The sequence below is a fragment of the Mesoflavibacter zeaxanthinifaciens subsp. sabulilitoris genome, from assembly GCF_014191595.1.
GTDB classification, from domain to species: Bacteria; Bacteroidota; Bacteroidia; order Flavobacteriales; family Flavobacteriaceae; genus Mesoflavibacter; species Mesoflavibacter zeaxanthinifaciens.
This window is the reverse complement of record NZ_JACHWV010000002.1, coordinates 242,899-263,695: the sequence shown is the minus strand read 5'-3', so window position 1 is coordinate 263,695 and position 20,797 is coordinate 242,899. Positions and strand designations below refer to the sequence as shown.

19 protein-coding genes are annotated in these 20,797 nt (G+C 30.4%); 14 read left to right on the top strand and 5 right to left on the bottom strand.

Translation table 11 applies throughout. The annotated features are described in order from the left end of the window. Positions 1 to 147: 147 nt before the first annotated feature. The 13 genes from FHS04_RS04005 to FHS04_RS03945 all read left to right on the top strand — a co-directional run bounded on the left by FHS04_RS04005 (position 148) and on the right by FHS04_RS03945 (position 14,362). Positions 148 to 1,608 (top strand): DUF3375 domain-containing protein, encoded by a 1,461-nt coding sequence (locus FHS04_RS04005; protein ID WP_106680483.1) that lies wholly within the window; start codon positions 148 to 150, stop codon positions 1,606 to 1,608. Further along, the gene (locus tag FHS04_RS04000; RefSeq protein WP_106680485.1) at positions 1,605 to 2,183 is read left to right on the top strand and encodes a DUF4194 domain-containing protein; all 579 of its coding nucleotides are present in this window, start codon (positions 1,605 to 1,607) and stop codon (positions 2,181 to 2,183) included. Before FHS04_RS04005 ends, FHS04_RS04000 begins: the two co-directional genes overlap by 4 nt. 37 nt (positions 2,184 to 2,220) lie before the next feature. After that, on the top strand, positions 2,221 to 5,577 hold the full coding sequence (locus FHS04_RS03995; protein WP_244906298.1) for an ATP-binding protein: 3,357 nt from the start codon (positions 2,221 to 2,223) through the stop codon (positions 5,575 to 5,577). Continuing rightward, positions 5,577 to 6,725: a Wadjet anti-phage system protein JetD domain-containing protein gene (locus FHS04_RS03990; protein ID WP_106680489.1), complete on the top strand. Its 1,149-nt coding sequence runs from the start codon at positions 5,577 to 5,579 to the stop codon at positions 6,723 to 6,725. Before FHS04_RS03995 ends, FHS04_RS03990 begins: the two co-directional genes overlap by 1 nt. A gap of 322 nt (positions 6,726 to 7,047) precedes the next feature. Continuing rightward, a complete protein-coding gene (locus FHS04_RS03985) occupies positions 7,048 to 7,359 on the top strand; it encodes a hypothetical protein (protein WP_106680492.1) in 312 nt (103 codons plus the stop codon). Next, positions 7,356 to 7,841: a hypothetical protein gene (locus tag FHS04_RS03980; protein ID WP_146131319.1), complete on the top strand. Its 486-nt coding sequence runs from the start codon at positions 7,356 to 7,358 to the stop codon at positions 7,839 to 7,841. The genes FHS04_RS03985 and FHS04_RS03980 overlap by 4 nt, the downstream gene beginning before the upstream one ends. A 186-nt stretch (positions 7,842 to 8,027) precedes the next feature. Further along, the gene (locus FHS04_RS03975) at positions 8,028 to 8,501 is read left to right on the top strand and encodes a hypothetical protein (RefSeq protein WP_106680497.1); all 474 of its coding nucleotides are present in this window, start codon (positions 8,028 to 8,030) and stop codon (positions 8,499 to 8,501) included. 306 nt (positions 8,502 to 8,807) lie between these two features. Then, on the top strand, positions 8,808 to 10,412 hold the full coding sequence (locus FHS04_RS03970; protein WP_146131320.1) for a hypothetical protein: 1,605 nt from the start codon (positions 8,808 to 8,810) through the stop codon (positions 10,410 to 10,412). Positions 10,413 to 10,441: 29 nt separating this feature from the next. Further along, the gene (locus tag FHS04_RS03965; RefSeq protein WP_106680502.1) at positions 10,442 to 11,260 is read left to right on the top strand and encodes a restriction endonuclease; all 819 of its coding nucleotides are present in this window, start codon (positions 10,442 to 10,444) and stop codon (positions 11,258 to 11,260) included. Positions 11,261 to 11,332: 72 nt separating this feature from the next. Then, positions 11,333 to 12,493 (top strand): WG repeat-containing protein, encoded by a 1,161-nt coding sequence (locus FHS04_RS03960; RefSeq protein WP_106680504.1) that lies wholly within the window; start codon positions 11,333 to 11,335, stop codon positions 12,491 to 12,493. 435 nt (positions 12,494 to 12,928) lie between these two features. Then, the gene (locus tag FHS04_RS03955) at positions 12,929 to 13,168 is read left to right on the top strand and encodes a hypothetical protein (protein WP_106680507.1); all 240 of its coding nucleotides are present in this window, start codon (positions 12,929 to 12,931) and stop codon (positions 13,166 to 13,168) included. Positions 13,169 to 13,177: 9 nt separating this feature from the next. Next, a complete protein-coding gene (locus FHS04_RS03950) occupies positions 13,178 to 13,573 on the top strand; it encodes a hypothetical protein (protein WP_106680509.1) in 396 nt (131 codons plus the stop codon). Between the two features lie 69 nt (positions 13,574 to 13,642). Next, a complete protein-coding gene (locus FHS04_RS03945; RefSeq protein WP_106680511.1) occupies positions 13,643 to 14,362 on the top strand; it encodes a hypothetical protein in 720 nt (239 codons plus the stop codon). A 30-nt stretch (positions 14,363 to 14,392) separates the two neighbouring features. Here the strand turns inward: FHS04_RS03945 and FHS04_RS03940 are convergent, their stop codons facing one another. From FHS04_RS03940 to FHS04_RS03925, 4 genes are read right to left on the bottom strand one after another with little or no spacing between them, the layout of a single operon-like run. Beyond that, the gene (locus FHS04_RS03940) at positions 14,393 to 15,037 is read right to left on the bottom strand and encodes a response regulator (RefSeq protein ID WP_106680514.1); all 645 of its coding nucleotides are present in this window, start codon (positions 15,035 to 15,037) and stop codon (positions 14,393 to 14,395) included. Next, positions 15,037 to 15,813, bottom strand: coding sequence for a sensor histidine kinase (locus FHS04_RS03935; RefSeq protein ID WP_106680517.1), 777 nt, complete (start codon positions 15,811 to 15,813; stop codon positions 15,037 to 15,039). The genes FHS04_RS03940 and FHS04_RS03935 overlap by 1 nt, the downstream gene beginning before the upstream one ends. Next, complete coding sequence (locus tag FHS04_RS03930; protein ID WP_106680520.1) at positions 15,795 to 16,439, bottom strand: hypothetical protein; 645 nt, start codon at positions 16,437 to 16,439, stop codon at positions 15,795 to 15,797. The genes FHS04_RS03935 and FHS04_RS03930 overlap by 19 nt, the downstream gene beginning before the upstream one ends. Positions 16,440 to 16,448: 9 nt before the next feature. Next, positions 16,449 to 17,096 (bottom strand): hypothetical protein, encoded by a 648-nt coding sequence (locus tag FHS04_RS03925; RefSeq protein ID WP_106680523.1) that lies wholly within the window; start codon positions 17,094 to 17,096, stop codon positions 16,449 to 16,451. A 239-nt stretch (positions 17,097 to 17,335) separates the two neighbouring features. On the opposite strand from FHS04_RS03925, the gene FHS04_RS03920 reads away from it, so the two are divergent. Then, a complete protein-coding gene (locus FHS04_RS03920) occupies positions 17,336 to 18,166 on the top strand; it encodes a hypothetical protein (RefSeq protein ID WP_106680525.1) in 831 nt (276 codons plus the stop codon). Positions 18,167 to 18,329: 163 nt separating this feature from the next. Here the strand turns inward: FHS04_RS03920 and FHS04_RS03915 are convergent, their stop codons facing one another. Continuing rightward, positions 18,330 to 20,795 carry a S8 family peptidase gene (locus tag FHS04_RS03915; RefSeq protein WP_106680527.1) on the bottom strand — a complete coding sequence of 822 codons (2,466 nt, stop codon included), beginning with the start codon at positions 20,793 to 20,795 and terminating at the stop codon, positions 18,330 to 18,332. Positions 20,796 to 20,797 lie beyond the last annotated feature (2 nt).

Here is a 20,797-nt window from a genome sequence, read left to right as displayed (position 1 = left end):
CCATAAGTAATGTTACTACTTACTCAAGCTAAAAACCCAAACAAAGTTTCATTTAGTAAATATGTGCTAATTAAGTGCTAAACCACTCTATAATTCATAGCTGGATTATTGAAGCACACAAGAGTACCATAGCTGAACAGAAGCAAAATGAATGAAAGCTCAAAAATATTAGAGTCACTAAACAACTCACCGAGTGTTGAACTTTTGCGTTTGCGAAATCGAGAAATGATACTTGAATTTCTTACAAATACCTTTTCGAGTGGACAAAGCACAATTTCGTCAGATAACATTCTAATACAATTAGCTGATTACTTAGAGTACAAACAAGTTGAAAATGATGAGGACAGCGAAATCAATGTTTTTGACACTTACGAGGAAAAGGCAAAAAAATATATTCATTATTGGACAAACAAAGGCTTCTTAGCTAATTACCCTGATGAACAAGGAGAGGTTTTTTATGAACTTTCAGCTCATTCGAGCAAAACCATTGACTGGTTGGCAAGTTTAAAAAAGGAGGAATTTGTCGGGACTGAATCAAAGTTCAACAACATTTTAAATCAATTGAAAGAATTGGTTGAATTTACCAATGAAGATGCTGAAAAACGTATTCAGTTGTTGGAAGAAAAGAAGTTAGAAATTGAACAGCAAATCCAGAGAATACAAATTGGAGAAGATGTAAAAGTGTTCGAAGAGTTTGAAATTGTTCCTCGTTTTAATCAACTCAATCAATCGGCCAAAGAATTATTATCTGATTTTAAAGAAGTTGAAGATAATTTCAAAGAAATCACAAAGGGGATTTATCAAAAGCACGCTGATGGTAGTTTAACCAAAAGCGATATCTTGGAATTTACCTTTGATGCTTTGGATGAACTGAAAAGTAGTCAGCAAGGAAAAAGTTTTTATGCATTTTGGTCATTCATTTTAAACCCCGACTTACAAAATCAATGGGAAATTCTAACTAAGGAATTGTATAAAACTTTAGAAGAAAAATCAATTACTGTAAATGACCCGTTCTTAAAAGGAATGAAAAGACATCTTCACAATTCAGGTCAAAAGGTATATAAAGCCAACGATAAAATGGCTGAAAAATTAAGCCGTATTATTCGTGAAAGTGAAAGTTCAAAATCGGAAGCCACCAAAACCATCATCCAAGAAATAAAGAAACAGCTTGTAGCAATAAGCAAAACAAAAAAGAAACCTGAAACTTCGTTCGAATTGGAAACGGGAATTGAAATCAATATTCCGTTTGAACGAAAATTAACAACAGAACAAAGTGAAGAAATTACATACACTAGTAAACCAAAAATTGCGGATGAAGATATTTCTTCGTCAGAGCGTTTAGGTAAGTTATTTTTACAATCAAACATTGACAAAGCTTTGTTGCGAAAAAGGGTTAAAGATGTTTTAAATGAAAAATCGCAAGCCACGCTATTAGATATCGTTGAAATTTACGGAGGACTTGAAAAAGGGCTGCCCGAATTGTTTGGATACATAGGCATTGCAAAAGATTTTAAACACTATATCAGCCCTGATAATACCCAAAGTATCATCTTTGATTCTAAAAAGAACAAACAAATACAAATCCCTGAAATTATTTTCACCAAATGAGCACTTTAGAGCAAAATACAACACCATACAGTAAAGCAATTGTAAAGTTGCTGAAGGGAGTTGTTGAACGTTCTTCAAACGTTTGGGACGATATAATCAATTATCAAATTGAAATTCAAGAATACATCAGTAAAATTGGATTAGAACTCATTGTAAAAAAAGACGATGGTTTTGCGTTTGTAAAACAATTTGAAGACAACGAAGGAAAAACACTTGGCTTAGTTCAAAGGCGACAAATTGGATTTGAAACATCGATTGTACTTGTTGTTTTAAGGCAAAGTTTAGAAGAATTTGATAGCAATCCGACACAGCTTACTGCGGAGAAATTTATTACTGATGCCGAAATAAAAGATGAATTAGAACTCTTTTTGCCAGAAGGCTACAATAAGTTGAAATTTCAAAAAGATTTGGATAACTACATAAAAAGAGTAGCTGAACTAGGTTACTTGAAAGAAGTTGGCAAAAAAGACAACGAAACAAAATATCAGATACATCGCATAATCAAGGAAAAAATAACACCTGATTTATTGCAAGAATTTAAAACAAAATTACAAGAGTATGTTGAGTCTGTTTAGTACAAGTTCGGATAAAGCAGGTTTCAGACTTCAATATATGGAAGTTTTTAATTGGGGAACCTTTGATGAAAAAGTTTTCAGAATAAATCCCCAAGGGAATAATTCGCTTTTAACCGGTGCAAACGCTTCTGGAAAAAGCACATATATAGATGCTTTGTTAACCTTGATAGTCCCAGCTAAAAGAGACCGTTTTTATAATCAATCTTCAGGTGTTGAGAAAAAAGGCGATCGCACAGAAGAAACTTATGTTTTAGGGCATTACGGAAATATCCAGGAAGAAGGAAAAACTTCTACTTCCACACAAAAGTTGCGTGACACAGGTACTTATTCTGTAATTCTTGCTTATTTTAAAAATACGGATGAAAAGAAAATCACATTATTTCAAGTCCGTTGGTTTTCGAACAACGAATTAAGGAGACAGTTCGGTATTTCTCACATTCCACTTGAAATAGAAAAAGATTTCAGTCAGTTTGACGGTAAAGGAAATTGGAAAAAGCGATTGGATAAAATCTACAATGCGAATACGTCCAAACGGAAAATTGAATTTATGGATGGCCCAACTGCTTATGCAGAACGAATGTCACATCTTTTCGGAATGCGTTCTACAAAAGCTTTAAGTTTATTCAACCAAGTTGTTGGGGTAAAAGTTTTGGAAGATTTAGATGAGTTTGTCAGAACCAATATGTTGGAGGAATACACAGAGAATGGCAAAAATTCAGAAGAAGCGTTTATTGAATTAAAAGAGAGTTTTCTGACTTTAATGGATGCGAAAACCAACATTGAAAAAGCCAAAGAGCAAATCAAACAGCTTAAACCAATTGATGAAATTGCTAATAAACTGAGGGAAATTCAAGAAAACTTGAAACACTTAGAGCAATCAAAAGAAATGGCTGTTTATTGGTTTGCCCATAAAGGTATTGAGTTGGGTGAAAAAGAATTAGATATATGTAAAGCAGAACTGCAAAACTTGAATGATGAATTAATCAAATTAAGGGAAAAAGAAACTGATTTCAAAAATCAAGAGACAGATTTGACAGTTCAAATAAAATCTGACGAAGTTGGTAGTCAAATTGAAAAATTGAAAACAGAAATTTCAAGATTAGAAAAAAGTAAAACTTTAAGAAGTGCTAAGCTTGACGATTACAACAATATCGCTCAAAAAATTAAATTACCTACTAATCCAAGTGAAGAAACCTTTACTGAAAATCGTGAAGATGCAAAACAGTTAAAGCAAAGCACACAACAAAAGATTGAAAATGAAAGTGAAAATCTTCGAGGATTAAAAAATAAAGAAGATGAGTTAACTGAATCGACTAACGAATTAGTAAAAACCATTCAAACGCTTCAAAAAAATAAAAATAACATTGCGGGACGAGTAGCAGATATTAGAGAAGAACTTATTTCAAGTATTGGAGCCACCAAAGAAGAAATTCCTTTTATTGGTGAATTGATTAAAGTAAAGGAAGATGAATTGCCTTGGGAATCTTCTATTGAAAAAGTACTTCACAATTTTGCTTTGCGTTTGATTGTTCCGCCAAAGTACTACTCCAAGGTAAATCAGTATGTGAACAACAATGATTTGAGAGGTAGAATTCGTTACGACAAATACGAACAACAGGATTATCTTAAAAGTATGCGACATAAGGACATTAATGAAAACTCTTTAGTCAATAAAATTGAGATAAAACCCAAAATAATATATGATGAATGGATTGAGAATTATTTGGAAGCTCAATTCAATTTTACTTGTGTGGATAATCTTTCAGAATTTGAACGCCATTCAGAAATGGCAATTACCCAGAACGGCTTAATAAAGTTCAGAAAAGGAAAACACGAAAAAGACGACCGACCATATATTTCGAGAAAAGAAAACTATGTTTTGGGTTGGGATAATAAAGAGAAAATTGCGGTTTTAAAGAAAGAATTGAGAAATCTTCAAAATCAACAAACTGAAAACAAAAAGGCTATTGCAAGTAAAAACTCTGAAATTAAAAATTTAGGAACATTCAAAGATGAGTGCCACAATCTGTTTTCAAAGTTTGACAAGTATGATGATATAGATTGGCAATCATATGCCCGTGACATACAAGAAAAGGCGGAACAGAAAGAAGCGTTGGAAAAAACAAATGACCGAGTTAAGAAACTGCAAGAGCAGTTGAAAGATGTGCAAGATAAGTTGAAAAAACTTTCGGAAGTTGATATTAAAAGTAAAGACAGAGAAATTTTTCAAACAGAAGAAAAACAAAAAAATATTAGAAAAACTATAACCGACAACAAAGTCATTTTTGAGTCTTTAGGAAATATTGATACATCAGCGTTTGAAAGTCAAAATTCCAATTTATTGAATATTGAGTATGTGGATTTTGAAGCGAGACGCAAAAATTTACAGGATGAAAACTCAAGAGAAATAACAGAGCTAAATAAACAAAAGCAACAAAATGAGCGGGAAGTCAGCGTAAAAATAAATGCCTTTAAACAGCCGACTGAAATTATTACTAGCAAATTTAAAGACTGGCGTTCGGATGTAAATGCTTTGCCCGAATCAACTCACTTAGAGTTTATCAGCGAGTATCAAAAATTTTTGGAAAGATTAGAAAAGGATAATCTTCCAAAATTTGAAAAGAAATTTAATGATTATTTGCAGGAAACCATCACCAATAAAGTTGGTGATTTTAGGATGTTCTTTGAAAATTGGTCGGATACCATCAAAGAAAACATTAGGCATCTGAACGATTCCCTAAAAGCTATTGATTTTAAAAACAGTCCGAAGACTTATATCCAACTTGTAGCACCGAGTAAAGTCAATGATGAAGTAAAAGAATTTAGAAGACTATTGGAAGAAGCCGTTCCTAATGTCTATCAAATGGAGAAAACAATTGAAGGAAGAGAATATCACTTTAACAATCACATTCACCCCTTCATAGAAAAGTTAGATAAAGAAGATTGGAGAAAAAAAGTAATGGATGTTCGTTCGTGGTTCAACTACAAGGCCGAAGAATTTTACAAAGAAACCAATCAGAAATTCAAAACTTATGAGGCTATGGGGCAGCTTTCGGGTGGAGAGAAAGCCCAACTTACTTATACAATTCTAGGGTCTGCAATTGCTTATCAATTTGGTTTGACCAAAGAAGGGTTACAAAGTAATTCATTCCGATTTATTGCTATTGATGAAGCCTTTAAAGCACAAGATGAAGACAAAGCAAGATATTTAGTAACCTTATGTAAGCAACTTCATTTGCAATTATTAGTGGTTACACCAAGCGATAACATACATATCGTGGAAAATGATATTTCATTCGTACACTTTGTAGAACGTAAGGAAGAAAGACATTCTTGGTTATACGATATGCCTATTGAACAATTTCAAGAACAAAAAGCGAACTACGTATTGTAATGATTTCACCACAGGAAATAAAGAAAAAAGCCGAAAGAAAATATGTTTCTTATCTTCAATCGCTTGTTGAGAACAAGCCCTTTGAAAAATTGGTTATTCGTGGTGATAAGTCGTACACTAAAACTTCATTCCCTGAATTTGAAAATGAAATACAGCTAATTACCAGCCAATCAAAGGAAAAAACAGGCTTTGGATACTCATTGGAATTTCAAAATGTAAAAACTAAATCATTAGGATATCAAACATTACCTACCTCAATATTCTTTGAAACCGAAAATGACTTTTTGAAGTTTTTAGGTAGAAAAAATGAAGTTGAGTTATTCTGTAAAAGCACAAAGTTTATCCTTGAAACATTCCCAGATTTAAAAGATTGGTTAATTAAAAATCCAAAGAAGGTAATCGCTAATCAAGCCGATTGGGAAAGTATTTTGAAAATATGTCAATACTTCAAACAAAATCCCAAACCAAATTTGTACATAAGAGAGCTGCCTATAAAGGTTCACACAAAGTTTTTGGAAAGAAATCAAGCTGTAATTAGGGAATTACTTGATATTCTTATTTCAGAACACATTAGAACAGAGGAAAAGTCATTTGAGAAAAGATTTAACTTGAAATATGCCGAACCACAAATTCGGTTTAAGGTACTTGACAAAGAGATAAGTCAAAAATTTTTCTCAGGATTTGATGATATAGCTATTCCTGTTAGTCAATTTGAAGTAATGAATCTACCAATAAGAAAAGTATTGGTTGTAGAAAACAAAACAACCCTTTACACAACACTAACTCTTCCGAAAATGAACAATACAATTGCAATTTTTGGAAGTGGATACAGTGTTATCAACTTAAAAAATGTAGAATGGTTCAACGTAGTTGATTTATACTATTGGGGTGATATAGATGTTCAAGGCTTTGAAATCTTATCTCAATTCAGGGGATATTTTCCTCATTCTAAAAGTGTTTTGATGGACAAGCAAACCTTTGATAAGTATTTTGAAAACGATAACGGTACACCAACAAATATTTCAGTAAAACTTAACCTGACAAGCAATGAGCAAAAACTATACGACATATTGAAAGAGAACAACTGGCGACTCGAACAAGAAAAAATCCCGTTTGAATATGTGAATGACTATTTTGACAATGAATAAACCAACATCTTACATCAATACACATTGCAAACTACTGAACCAATCGCAATAGGTAAAACTTACCAAAAAGCGTATCTGACTCAATACTCGGTCAAAAAGGAAGTAGTAAGATCTTAAAAAAACTATGTAAACGATAAAGATTTAAATATTTTATAATAAAATAACTACTGACATAACTGTTACATATTATTGTTCCTGAATTAACAGTCAGAATTCATCGCAATTTGTTATCTTTCGATCACTGAGAAAAATCATAATATATTTTACTCAAAGATTTATACACAAAATCGCATCAACAATACAAGAGAAGCATCTTACTTGAATGAAACTATATGTAAAAAAAGGAAAACAAAAAATCTATTTGCGTCATTCAGCACAAAACAGAAGCGAACTTGCAAGAAAAATTGGTGGATATTATTTTACAATTAATGGATTTAATTATAATGTCAATCAAGTTTTTGCAGAAAAAGAAAGCTCTAATACTGTTGCAGGAGGTGTTATTGGCGGTGCAATTGGTTTATTTGGTGGTCCAATTGGATTTTTAACTGGAGCATTAGTTGGTGGACTAATTGGAAACTCTTCCGAAAGCAAAGAGGAAAAAGAAGTTAATTATTTTAATAGAAGTCGTCTATGAAAAAAATTAACATAAAGTATTTTTCAATCTTCATTATTCTTTTAGTTATCTCATTTTTTGTAAGAGAATTCAAAGATGAATTGTTAGGCTTTTTAAAAACTATTTTAAATTCAAATACATTATTCTATATAATTACAATAAGTATATTTTTCATCACGATTTTGCATAAAATTCGATACAATGAATTGAATTTAGAAAACATATCTAACTCTAAGGAATTTAAATCAACTCTTGCTGAATTTATTTCATCAATAACTGACCCTTCCACCTTTATTTGTGCTATTGCAATACTTAAAGGCTTATTTCTTGATTATTTTTTTAATGATTCATACTTTACGAAATTTGAAACACCTGAAAAAGTCTTTATATTAATAGCCTCCTTTTATTTTTTTATAACATCTTTTTTAGAAATAAAAGAAATGTTTTTAGAATTAATGAGTCCAAGTTCTGAAGTAAAAGCAACTGACAAAAAAGTACTATAATTTACTAATGTATTTAAATGTAATCATGACGCATTTAAATATTTTTGAATCCATTTGAAATTATTGCTAACCGTATGTTCTTAATAAAATATTAGCACATATTAAATCGCAGCTGACAGTCACAATATTTATAAATGTTTAGGTATGACATTTGAACTTAGAAGCTGTATATGATAGGCTTTCTTTATGGAAGGTCACTTTGATTCAAGATATTTAAAACCAAAACAACATAAACCAGAAGATATTGATAAGCTGTTAGAAGAAGCGAATTCAATTAACAATAAAACTTATCATAAAGATGCCTTATCTAATACTAGAATTGATGATGACCCGCTTCAAGATTTTAGAAATGAAGAGATTGTTGAAAGAGACTGGTATAAACTTTATCCTGTCGATGAAATTGAAGATCATGAAAACAACTATCACGATCCACAGGAGTTATTACCTATAGACATTCCCCCTATGAACTATCAATATCCTTCTCAATCTGAATATTCTAATTTCAATAACACTAAGCAATTACATTTAAAACAAGATTATAAACATCCACCTGTTCATGAAATCACTCAAAATGAAGATGAATTTGATACTTCTGAACGTATCCCTATAAATAAAACCTATAAAAGTAAAAATTGGTTGAAAAGATGGTTAGGTCTTTAATTATTTAATAACCAAAACTAACTTTACATATCAACAGAAGGTTAGATTGCTGATATTTTTTTAAAATTTAAAAGTCATTATACTATTAATTACTTACATTTTATCTCAGCAATACAATAATTAACATTCTATAAACAAATTAAACACTGATAGCATATTAACTATCAGTTTTTATATTTCATAATGTCTAAAAATTACGTTCAAATCATCTTGATTGAATATTTGTTTTAAATTTATTAAATTACATCATAATTATGTTAAAATTCTCATTCAAAACATAAAAAGCTAACATTAAACCAACCAATTATGAAAACTAAATCTCTTTTTCTTCTTGCAGCTTTACTTCTTCCATTTATTTGTATTTCTCAAAAGATGACTCCTGATGTTGATCTTGTCTCTGAATTGGTACGACAAAAACAAATAGAAATTAAACAACGTGTTTTAAAAAATCTTGTCGTTAAAAATATTAAGACTACTAATTATACGACTTATAACACAATGTATAATTTGATTAATATTTTAACTACTGAAAAAAATAAAACCGTAATGACTCAAGACTTAGTGTCTGAGATTAGTAATTATTCTATTAATTATGTATTAGCTAATTTTTTTATTAATGAATATTCTAAAGAATCAATAATGGATTTTTATAAGGATGGTTACCTTAATTCTGAAGCAGGTGGTAGCGCATTAATCCCTCTTTACAAAGACAATCTATCTTCAATAATTTATAAAGAAAAAGATTTTGCTTCCTATAGTATGTATGGTAATGCTGACTTCATAGGAGAAGTAAATTATTATAGTTCAACAAATGATTTAATTCATCAGAATCAAGTTCGCCAAGAATTTAATAATAGTAATAGCTTAACCATAGTATCTAACTACATTATAGATGAACTTTTTATTCGATTATGTAATAAAGATATCGCAATTTTTAAATCTAATGGTCTCTTTCTTAAAAAAAACTTGGACACTAGATTTTCAAGCGGTCTTAATGATAATTATAACAATATAGACATTAAATTAAAAGATACAATTGATAAAGAATTAGATAATTTTATTAATGAACTAAGCTCTACAACTAAGGCTGTTAATACTATCTATAATGAAATGTTTGACCTTATAAATCAATCCAGCTTTGACATTTCTGATTTAAGTCAAATTAAGAAAGATGATATTCAACAACTGTTCAATTTCTTTTCATTTTCTTTACAAGGGTTTAAAGAGGAAATTGGTGGAAACAGCTTCTTATCTAGAATTGGCGAGTTAATAAACAAATATGTTATATATATTTCCTATGATGGGGATGAAGAAATGGTATTTAAAAGCTTTAAAATTGATGTAGAAGCTATTATTCTGTCCTTCGAATCTGAATTTTATGAAAAAGAAATAACTAGCCTAAAGAAAAATTTAATAGGAATTAAGCCATTCTTTATTATTGGGCTTAATTATGGATCTTTTGCTAGCTCTAATACCTCTATCATAAATAATGAAGATAATGGCACTATTTCAGATTTAGCCTATGTAAGCGAAAAAATGGGGCTTAAATTTGTCTTATTCGATTTTGACTATACACACTCACAAAAACCAATGCAATGGTATAAATATAGAGGAAAGTACAGAAGATGGCTTGAACCTACAAAAGACCCATTAATAGATGACATTTATTTGTCAATTTATGGTTCAGGTATTTTATACAATGTAGTTGACTTGAAATCTCAAGATAATTTTGATTTTGCTATGGTTGGAGTTGGTGCAGGTGTTACTTTCTTTAATAAATTAGAATTAAATATCTCCTACTCCGTTCCAATTATTGATAAATCGCTTTCATACGATAATGCTATGATAAATATAGGTTTTGACATTCCTATTTTTGAGTATTTAAGAGCCTTAAAAAATAAAGAAGAGTAAAAACTATATAGTTAAAGCAAATTTAAATCATGAATGTAAACTTAGAATACGAGCTATTAACTAAAGAGATTTATGAAACTTTATTGAATGAAGAGGGTGTAACAGTTAATGTACAACACAATGCTCTTGTTAAGGGTAAGGCGTTTACTCACCAAATAGATGTGTATTGGGAATATAAGGTCGCTGGCATAACTCATAAAGTAGCTATAGAGTGTAAAAATTATAATTCAAATGTTTCTATAGCAAAAGTTAGAGATTTTTATGCCGTATTAGTAGATCTCGGAACTGTAAATGGAATAATGGTATCTAAAGTTGGTTTTCAAAAAGGAGCTAAAGAATTTGCCGAATATTACGGTATTAACCTTATGGAATTACGAAAACCTAATGATAATGACTGGAAGGGAAGGGTAAAAACAATCGAACTTAATTTAAGTATAATAAAAACCAATGTGAAAAAAAGAAAATTTAATCTTGATACAGAATGGGTAGATAATAATATTGACTTAACAAAAGATTTCTCTTTTGAACTTAAAGGAATGGCTGATGAAATATGGATTTATGATGACAAAGGAGTGAAAATTATCAATCTCCATGATATTGAAAATTCCTTACCTCAAAACTGGAAAAATGAAAGTGATTTAACCTATATAAAAGAATTTGACCAAGGGTTTTTACATAATGATCAAATTGGACGAGTTAAAATAAACAGTATTGAGTACGTTTATGATGTCCTCAAAGGTAAAGAAAACCCAATCATTATTGATGGAACACAATCTGCTAAAGCAATTTTAAAAAATGCGCATTCTGGTGAAATTTTGTTTTTTGATAAAGAGGGAAGGGTGAAATAAATTATCAAAAAACACAGTATTGAAAAGACAAATTTGGCATACAATTTGTTAATTTTTCTTAAACTAAAAATAATGAGACTTTACACGACTATTTCAATTTTACTTTTATCAAACTTTCTATTTGCTCAAAAACCTTTATATTTTGATAAACTAAATGATTTTAAAAATGGCTATGCCTTAGTCCAAACAGGTAACTTAAAAGGGTTTATTGATGTTGATGGTAATCTAATTGGTAAATTAGATGTTATACAAACTTTAGATAACGGCACAGACTTTCAGGGTAAGACTGTATACTTACAACGTCAATTTGGGTTTCATAAAGATGCTATCAGAAAATTTACAGGCGAATTTATATTAAATCCAAGTTTTTCCATTCAAACTGTTAATTCATTTTTTATCATTAAGGATTTTAAAAACCTATCTAAACCTACCTTTAAAATAATGAATGAAAATGGTCAAATAATTTTCTCTGTCATTTCAAAAAACGGAGTTCAGGATCCAATATTACCTATCTCAAATGAACTGATTGGTATTAAAAATTTAGATGATAAATATTCTAAATACTATGCGATTAAAAGTTTAGTTTCCGATTTTAAATCGGATTATAACTATAAAAAATTCAAAAAATTAAAGAATGGATTCATCAAGGCGTTTAGGTACTCTGAAACTGAAGGAAAAAATAAGTGGGGGTTTTTAAACAGCAAAGGTGAGGTTGCAATTGATTTTATGTATTCTTATGAACCTAGTGATTTTAATGAAAATAAAGCTATAGTAAAAAATATTGATAATCTATTTGGATATATCGACAATGATAATAAAATTATATTAGAACCTCAATTTGTAGAAGCTTCTAAATTTGTCAATGGTAAAGCAATTGTTAGGCTTTACAATCATAAAAAAGTTAATAATATAACAAACTATGGGTATAGACTAATAAATGAAAAAGGGGAAATTTTATTCGACTTTAAAGAGCTAAGAGTTGATAAAAAATATGATGAATCAAAATATGATATTATTGAAAATGGTAACTTGATTAAGTTAAAACATGGTTCTAAAATTAGTTTATTTAATGTAGATAATTTTGAAATTAAAGAAACACCTTATAATAGCATTGGTGAATTTGACTCAAATTTAGCTTTAGTCGTCTTTAAAAAAGAGGATAAAAAGAAAATGGGATATATTAACGAAAAAGGGGAATTAGTCTTTTGTACAGAAACTAAAAATCAGTTTTAAAAGTATCCGCTAAACTTAAATTTATTTTGTAACCCCTTTTTTATAAAACAAGACAGGACATACACATGTTCCTGTCTTCTTTCTTTAAGGGTAATGCAAAAGGGAAGCCCTTTGCCAAGAATGCCTTTGATAAGTTCATTTGAACGGTTCAGAGGCAATCTTGCCTTCAATATAATTGAAGCCTCGATGTGTCGAAAAAGCCGATGGCGATTTTCGTCATAGCGAACAAAAATGTCCCAAAAGATTGCCATTTGAAATTTGGCTTTCGACTTGGGACATTTTTTTGTTAAGGACAAGCGTATTCTTCTCAAACTATAAGGAAGAATGAATGTTTTAATTTTAATATTTATGGTATGATATTTGGAAATTATATACTAAATTACTTTTTTATCGTTATTAAAATAGATAATTTCGCAATTCAAATCAATAGAAATAATGGAAAACAATAAAAGTGCAATAGAAAATATTTTGGCTTTAGCAGGACTTTTAGCCATTGTTGCTATTATTGTTCGTGCTTATAAATCTGTATCTTCAGAAACAGAAACACATGTTATTTCTGAAGATGGTTTAAAGGCTATTAAAGATCCTGAAACAGCAGATAAACTAAGAGAAGCTGTAGACCAATATCATGATACAGGAGATTGGGAAAAGACAAAATTAGAATCCATTTTATAACTTTAAGCTATGAATCTTACTTTAGGCTTCATAGCTTTTTTTATTGCTATTGTTATACCAGGAATCTTATTTAGAAGATTCTTTTTTTTCGGAGAGTTTTCAAAACAATTTAATACAAAAGACCCTGTATTACACTCTATTTTCTTTAGTATAATCCCAGGTATAGTTATGCAAATTATATGTGTAACTTTCTACAAATTATCATTTGGCTTCGAATCTAGTTATTTAGACGTTTTTACAATTTTTAGAGATATAACATCCGACGGAACAAATGGAACCCAAGATTCTACTAAAAATTTTATTGAAAATGATATATTAGTTTTTTTCATTTATTCAGTATGTGTATTTAGTTTTTCAGCTTTTGTAGGTTGGACCTGTAGTCGTTTTATAAGAGCTAGAAAATAGGATAAAAAGTATAAACTCTTTAGATTTAAAAACCAATGGTACTATATTTTTAGTGGGGAAGTTCTTAATATGAAAAAGTTTGAGGATGCTCACAAAGATGCTTTTAAAAGAAATAAAGGAAAAGATCAAGATACTTTAATGACCTATGCTGACATTCTCGTTTCTGTTAGTGATCAAAATGATAGAAAGGAATTATATACTGGTTATGTTGTTGATTATGATTTAAAAAGCGATGACATTTCTAAATTAGACAAGGTTTACCTAATTGACACTCATAGATATAAAAAGAAAAACCTTGATATAACTACTACTGAAGAGAAAAGTAAGGATTCTACAAATAAGCCCACTCAATCCAGAAATAGAATTAAAGTACCTGGTGATGTATTTGTTCTAAATGCAGATAATATTGTTAATTTAAATTTAACTTATATACCGTCAATTAAAAAGAAAATAGATAAAAAGAAAAAAGAAGAAAAGAAACAAACCTCTTATAAGTATATACAAAACACATATTTAATTATCATTGCTATAGTTGTTCTTCTACATTTTTTTTACAAGGCTTTGTACCTCGACAAAACATTTCTAGCAGATTACTTAATAAAAACAGGCTTTTTTGGTAAGCTACTTGTAATATTATTTATAAATCAAACCTTGTCTTTTGTAGTGCCTACTCTTATAAAGAAAAACAAGTTAGGTTATGATTTTAAAAAAGGTATTGGCTGGCGTTTACTCACTTTTATTCTATTAGGTTGTCTATCTTTTTGGTTTGTAATAAAACCTATAATATAAACAGCATCCTATCATTTATGTATCTTAAATCTAAACTGAAAAACCATTTTTGATGGCGTAAACGGCCAAACCAACTCTAGATTTCAATTCTAATTTTTCAAATAAACTATCTCTATAATTTTCAACGGTTCTCGGACTACAATACATTATTTCTGAAATTTCCTTATAAGTCATCTCAGTAGTTACATACTTTAAAAACTCTTTTTCTCTTTCACTAAAATCTACACAAGATTCAATAGAAGTAGAATTACCACTTATTGAAGTAATAATTTTGCTTGAAGCCCAATCGGGGAAAAATTGACCTCTTTCCATAAGGTTATTTAATCCTTCTATCAATTGAGTAGGTTGTGCATTTTTAAGCATATATCCTTTAGCTCCATTTTTTATCATTTTTATAAGGCTTTTATCATCATCTTGCATACTCAGTGCCATAATTAATACTTCTGGATAATTCTCCTTTAACCATTGTGCTGTTTCAAAGCCATCCATTATGGGCATACTCACATCTAATAATACTATATTAGGGATTTCTGATTCTTTATTTAACTTTTGCTGCAAGTCCAATCCGTTTTCACTAATATGAATCACTTCAAATTGAGGAAAGTTTGAAATAATACTTTTAAGAGCATTGGCTATTAAAACATGATCATCTACTATAGCTATCTTGTATTTCATTACACATTAATTTTAATTGTTAATTCTGTGCCTTCTTTAGTGCTTTTAATTTGGTAAAACCCATTTAGCATTTCAACTCTCTTTTTTATGCTCTTTAAACCAACACCATTTATGTTATGATTGCTAACTTCAAACCCTACTCCATCGTCTTTCAATATTAAGGTTAATTCTCTTAATTGATTTGACATTAAAATATTAATTCTTTTACAGCTAGAGTGCTTCAAGCTATTCTGGATAAATTCCTGAATTACTCTTAACAATATGCTTTTTACTTGATATGAATCTACATCAATATTAAAATTGTTATCAAAAGTGATTTCAAATGCTTTTAGGCTTTCTGTTTTTTTACATTCACTTTCTATAAGCTCCGAAAGGGAAGAACTCCTAATTGTATCATCGGTTAATGACTTAGAAAGTTGTCTCAGGTCAGACAAGGACTGATCTATTATTTCATTTACTTTTAAGATAGCATCTTTTCTATTGGTTGGGATCTTCTCCTCAAAAACCAACTGTTGTAGATAAAGACTGGATAGCGTAAGCTTTTGCCCTACATTGTCATGTATTTCCCTACCTATATAGCTCATGGTTTGTGTCTGTATCTCAACCTGAGTTTCTAACAACTCCTTTTTATGCATTAAGCTTACATTTTCTAGTTCTTCTTCGTGCTTTTTTTTCTTTTTTCTATACTCCCGAATAAAAACAATTATGCCTCCTATGAATGCCAGAAAAAAAAGATTAAATAGGATTAATGATAATATTATCGTCTCTTTCCCCATATAAATGCTATTGAAAATAAAATGTACATCAGGATATTAGTTGTTAGAAAATAAAAGTAATAGGCATTCCATATATCTAAATGGTTGGCGTATAGCTCTGGGCCAAAAATATGGAATGGATAATTACCTATATAGAACAATATTAAGCCTAGGTTAATATAAAACATTCTGTTCTGTTTAAACTGTAAAATATCATCTGTTTTTATTTGTTTGATAAACTCCAATATGATTAGGACAATTAAAATCATAGTCCCGACATTTACGCTTATAGAGAATACTTCATCTACATTCTTATAAATAACAGAAATTAATACCGTTATTACATATATAGAGGTACTTAGCATAAATAACTTCTTACTTTTTTGTGATTTTAATGCATATAGCCAATAAAAAAAGAGATATTCTAATGGCACACCGATGAATACGTAATATGCAATACGGTATTGCTTATCAATGCTTGTACCCTGCATCCAAAAATACTCTTGTATAAATATAATGACTAAATAAACAGAAAACCACTTCCAGTAACTTGTCTTTCTTTTAAACAGATATAACAAACCTATTATAACCGAAATTAGCTGACTTATTAGTAGTGCATTTTTTAAAATGTTAAATACCTCTGACATATAATATACTTAAAATCCAGTTCCTGTATTAGAATAAGGAGGGTAAAGTCCTCCATGATTTTGAGCGCTTACAGTTGGTTCTGTAACTGTTAATGCAAAGATGGTTTGATTAGCATTATAATTATCTGAACTAGTTAAATAGCTCGATGAAAGTCCTGTTGTGTAGCTTTGAGGTACTAAAGGATCAAAGTCATAATTTATAGAATCCTGCTTTATTGTTGGAATCAACACTAAAGTATGTCTTAATGCGTATTGTTCTGTTTTAGAATCCCTTATAAAACCTGATAAATCTCTAGCGTATACACTATTCCATGTCGCTTGTTTTGGATAACGTGCGTAATAAAATCTAATCCCTAAATCCTTACTGGAAATATTATTTTTTTTTGATTCCATTTCTAAATGATAAATGAATGTTTTAAGGGTTTCTAAATCTAACCTAACAGCTTTTGTATTGTCTAAATTAGTGCTGTTTTGATAAAGTGTTGTCATTTCATGAACTAAACCAATCTCTAAATTGCTCTTGTCAGAACGTTCATAATTTAGACACAACGTATTGTCATTAGACACGCTTCCAGTCCCTCTTGAAAAAGAACAGCTAATAAAGATTGATAAAACAATTAGACTAAAAATTGATACTATTAAATACTTTGCTTTCATAATTACATGTTTTTTTATTGTTGAATATAAGCAAAGTAATACTATTAATATCATCCTTATTAAGGTTATTGAAACCAAACTGCTAGGGTTAAATAACCTTTTTATGTTTCGTCTTACCAACAAAAAAGTTAGGTTAAACCATCATCAATTTTACTGCAATGTTATTAAACCTTTGTAAACAGAAAAGCAGGGAAGCCGAAAACTGCATTGTAGAGTAGGCGAAATTAAAATTTTATATTATGAAAAGCTTATTTTATTTTACATTAATTCTAAGTTTCATATTGTTTGTTTCTTGTTCTGGTGATGACCAAACCGAATCTTCATCCAATATATCTAAAGACAATTATGAAGTGTATGATTTAGAAAATGCCAAAGCTACTTTGGAAAATGGAGAATTGGTCGTTACCAAGATCAATGAAAATCAATCTGATTTTTCATTTAAATTAAGACCTCTGACCGACCAATATTGGTTTAATGTTTACTACTCTAACTTATTGATTTATGGTAGCAGAAAAGTAACAACTAAAGTAAATACATCCAATAAAGTTACAGGGGAGAAGTATTTGGACAGGGGTGTTACCTTTAATTCGGAAAAAATGCAATTTCATAATGGCAATGATATTATCTATAGTCAAAAGCTATTTGGAATTGGGCCTGAAGGAGAATGGAATGAACCAGATATTGACACTATTGTTTCTCCCCAGCCTATTTGGCCAATCATATGGGGTGCAGTAGCTGTAGGAGCATATGTTCTTGACAAATATGATTACAAAAGAATCAACGAATATGATGCCGACGGTAACCTAATTGGGTCAACTTCCGAACACAGCTGGAATTCTTCTGCTCCACCTACAGATGATGGTAATGGGAACACTGGGATCGTGATGGGAGAAACAAATGATTATCAATTTGAAATATATAACAACCTGTTAAATGAAGAGCCGATTGAAACTCCAGACCCTAACGAGCCTCAGCAAGTTGCCCCAATTGTAATTGACAATGTGGAATATAGTTGTACAGATATTAATATAATTAGAATCAAGGATATCATAAATGGAAGAAAACTTTAGAAAACTTAATTAATTTTTATTTAAAATAGCCTTTCAAATCTGGGAGGTTATTTTTAAATATCTAAAAATATTTTAATTTTAAAGTAGTACTATCTTAGTACAGAAAAATTCCCAGAGAATTAAAAATTGACACTCACTTTAGAAAGCATTTTAATAATAAAAACTAAACTTGAATATCAACCATATTTAAAATCGGTGTGTAAAGATCTACATTTTCATCAGATGATTCGATAGAAATAATTAAACTATACCTTACTGCATTGTCATAACGAATAAGTTTCTTTCTGGTTTTCCACCAACCGTTAACAGGGAATATTGCAATACTATTTCGTGTTGAAAGATCTGCTCCTGTTCCTGTCCATATATCTTTGTGAATGGCACCTTTATCTCTTATTTGGCTTCCTATAATCCAATTCTCGCCTGAATAAGATTCATTATTATCTTCTGATCTCGCTTCTCTATTTACTCTTTCTTTGAAACGGTCAATTGTTTCATTAGAATCAATCATTTTAAACCTTAATCCGTGTGATTGATAATAATAAGATTTGCTGTATTGTTTATTTCCTGGATTTGGCTCTATATAATATGATAAAGTTACTGTAAGAGAAACTTCACCATCAAACAAGTTAGATAAAGCATCAACTGGCCATGGAAGCGTATAAAGATGCATATCGTTTGTCTTAATAGCACTTCCATCTAATTGAAAAGGCATAAAAGATTGTTGAGCTATCAATGTAAGTGAATTATTTGCACTCTTTAAAGCTTTGAGATAATTTGGAACACCGTAACCAACTTGTCTTAACAAGCTAATCTTTTCAATTCTTGATAATTCATGTATTTGCCTATTTCCTAACATATTATTTGTCCAATATGCCGAATGAACAAGTAACCCTTTTATTGTTTCTGCCCATAATGTGGGGTATTGGTTACTTAATAATGAAGCATAGCGAGAAGCTAATCCAGAAGCTGCACTAGTATCACCGAAACTGCATAATGGTTCAGATCTAAAGTTCTTACCTGTAGACAATAATCTCAAAGAATCAGGATCAATAATACCATTATTTTGATTACCAAGATTTCCGCCTTCTAGAACAATTTCAGGTTTAATCGCCCACATATTATCCCAAGATATGGATGTGCTATTACTTGGAGACATGGCACCTGTTTCAGCTAAAGGTTGTCCACCATTAAATTGTTGCTGGTCTATAAATGTCTTTTCTGTATATGACCCAATGGTCAAAGCATTAAATGCTTGCGCAGGATCGTGAACAGATTCTCCGTAGTTTTTAACTGGATAGTCAGTAACATTATAGGTTTCGACATTCCCACCTGATACACAGAATACAGTTTTGTCCTCTGAAATTCCATTCTCCCCAAAACAAATTTTATCCACTGCACTAGACCAAGAAGAAGGCTTTCCTTTATCTCTTCCATCCGTTGCTGATACAGCCATAACCATAACTCTCTTGTTTTGAGGATTCATGGTTGTTGCTCGAGCTACAGCCTCTTCAGTTACTGCACCATATAATTCAGGATCATGAGGATTATTAGGATGTATCAGTTTTACCGATTCAAGGTTATAATAAATATTAATTTGAGAATTATCTTGTAAAATATCTGTCAAATCACCATACAAACATAAACCAGCCATTTGAGTTCCATGCCCTTGTCGTATAGTGTCTGCCGTACCCCATTCTGGTTTAACAGAATCCATATTTTCATCAGGAAGGAAGTCTTCGATTAAAGGATGTCCTCTGTTTATTCCAGTATCTAAGATAGTTATCAAAACACAATCATCTGTAACATTATTTACTGTTCTACTTTTTAAATCTTGAACCCAATTATTTGCATCTTGTTGTTCTAGACCTGTAAAGAAATTTGCAGCTTCTTTAGGTTTTCTTAGCTCTGCAAGCTTATCAGAATACAAAAGAGTAGTTGAAAGTGTTTCTGCTGTTGCTCTTATAATTCTGACTATATGTTCAGGAAACACTAATCTTCTTTCTCCAACCTCTATTCCTTGCTCTAACAAAATAGGTATCATAGAAGCTTCCTCATGTAAATCATTTTGAAAGTCATCTCTTCTAATCCAAACTTCCCACCATATTTGTTGATTATAATCTGGGAATGGAATTTCTTTTTCCTGCCAAAAACTTTCTAGGGTAGCTCTTTGAATTGAAGCAATATTATTGATTAGTTTCTGATTTTTTGGATTGCCATTTGGAGTATTTTTATTTTCATCTAAATAAGCCTCTATCTTATTTAAAAATTTAGATATCCCATTTGTGTTTAAAAAAACACAAGCTCTATATCGCTCATGCTCCTGACCATTTATAATTACCTGTTCTCTTTTTGAAGACACAAAACGATGATCGCCTCCTCTACCATCATCTAAACTATCAAAAGCCATTAAGCAATCTACTTCAGATATAAATTCTAGATATACGTAATCAGTGTCTATCTCTTGTCTGAATTCGTTTACCGCCACTCCAAATTGGTTCTGTATAGAAGAACCGTGAATGTTACGATTTCGTTCAGTTGGTACTACACGATCTCTTCCAGTATTTGGGCTTGTATAACTTTCAGCAGAAACATACCCAGAAACTAGTATGTGGTCTAAATCTCTAGGCATTA

Bases quoted from the DNA above. Each gene is read 5' to 3' on its own strand.
- FHS04_RS03940 (WP_106680514.1), bottom strand. From the start codon at position 15,037: ATGAAATACAAGATAGCTATAGTAGATGATCATGTTTTAATAGCCAAT.
- FHS04_RS03955 (WP_106680507.1), top strand. From the start codon at position 12,929: ATGGAAAACAATAAAAGTGCAATAGAAAATATTTTGGCTTTAGCAGGA.
- FHS04_RS03990 (WP_106680489.1), top strand. From the start codon at position 5,577: ATGATTTCACCACAGGAAATAAAGAAAAAAGCCGAAAGAAAATATGTT.
- FHS04_RS03960 (WP_106680504.1), top strand. From the start codon at position 11,333: ATGAGACTTTACACGACTATTTCAATTTTACTTTTATCAAACTTTCTA.
- FHS04_RS03950 (WP_106680509.1), top strand. From the start codon at position 13,178: ATGAATCTTACTTTAGGCTTCATAGCTTTTTTTATTGCTATTGTTATA.
- FHS04_RS03915 (WP_106680527.1), bottom strand. From the start codon at position 20,795: ATGCCTAGAGATTTAGACCACATACTAGTTTCTGGGTATGTTTCTGCT.
- FHS04_RS03965 (WP_106680502.1), top strand. From the start codon at position 10,442: ATGAATGTAAACTTAGAATACGAGCTATTAACTAAAGAGATTTATGAA.
- FHS04_RS03995 (WP_244906298.1), top strand. From the start codon at position 2,221: ATGGAAGTTTTTAATTGGGGAACCTTTGATGAAAAAGTTTTCAGAATA.
- FHS04_RS03945 (WP_106680511.1), top strand. From the start codon at position 13,643: ATGAAAAAGTTTGAGGATGCTCACAAAGATGCTTTTAAAAGAAATAAA.
- FHS04_RS03935 (WP_106680517.1), bottom strand. From the start codon at position 15,813: ATGGGGAAAGAGACGATAATATTATCATTAATCCTATTTAATCTTTTT.
- FHS04_RS03970 (WP_146131320.1), top strand. From the start codon at position 8,808: ATGAAAACTAAATCTCTTTTTCTTCTTGCAGCTTTACTTCTTCCATTT.
- FHS04_RS03975 (WP_106680497.1), top strand. From the start codon at position 8,028: ATGGAAGGTCACTTTGATTCAAGATATTTAAAACCAAAACAACATAAA.
- FHS04_RS03920 (WP_106680525.1), top strand. From the start codon at position 17,336: ATGAAAAGCTTATTTTATTTTACATTAATTCTAAGTTTCATATTGTTT.
- FHS04_RS03985 (WP_106680492.1), top strand. From the start codon at position 7,048: ATGAAACTATATGTAAAAAAAGGAAAACAAAAAATCTATTTGCGTCAT.
- FHS04_RS03925 (WP_106680523.1), bottom strand. From the start codon at position 17,096: ATGAAAGCAAAGTATTTAATAGTATCAATTTTTAGTCTAATTGTTTTA.
- FHS04_RS03980 (WP_146131319.1), top strand. From the start codon at position 7,356: ATGAAAAAAATTAACATAAAGTATTTTTCAATCTTCATTATTCTTTTA.
- FHS04_RS04005 (WP_106680483.1), top strand. From the start codon at position 148: ATGAATGAAAGCTCAAAAATATTAGAGTCACTAAACAACTCACCGAGT.
- FHS04_RS03930 (WP_106680520.1), bottom strand. From the start codon at position 16,439: ATGTCAGAGGTATTTAACATTTTAAAAAATGCACTACTAATAAGTCAG.
- FHS04_RS04000 (WP_106680485.1), top strand. From the start codon at position 1,605: ATGAGCACTTTAGAGCAAAATACAACACCATACAGTAAAGCAATTGTA.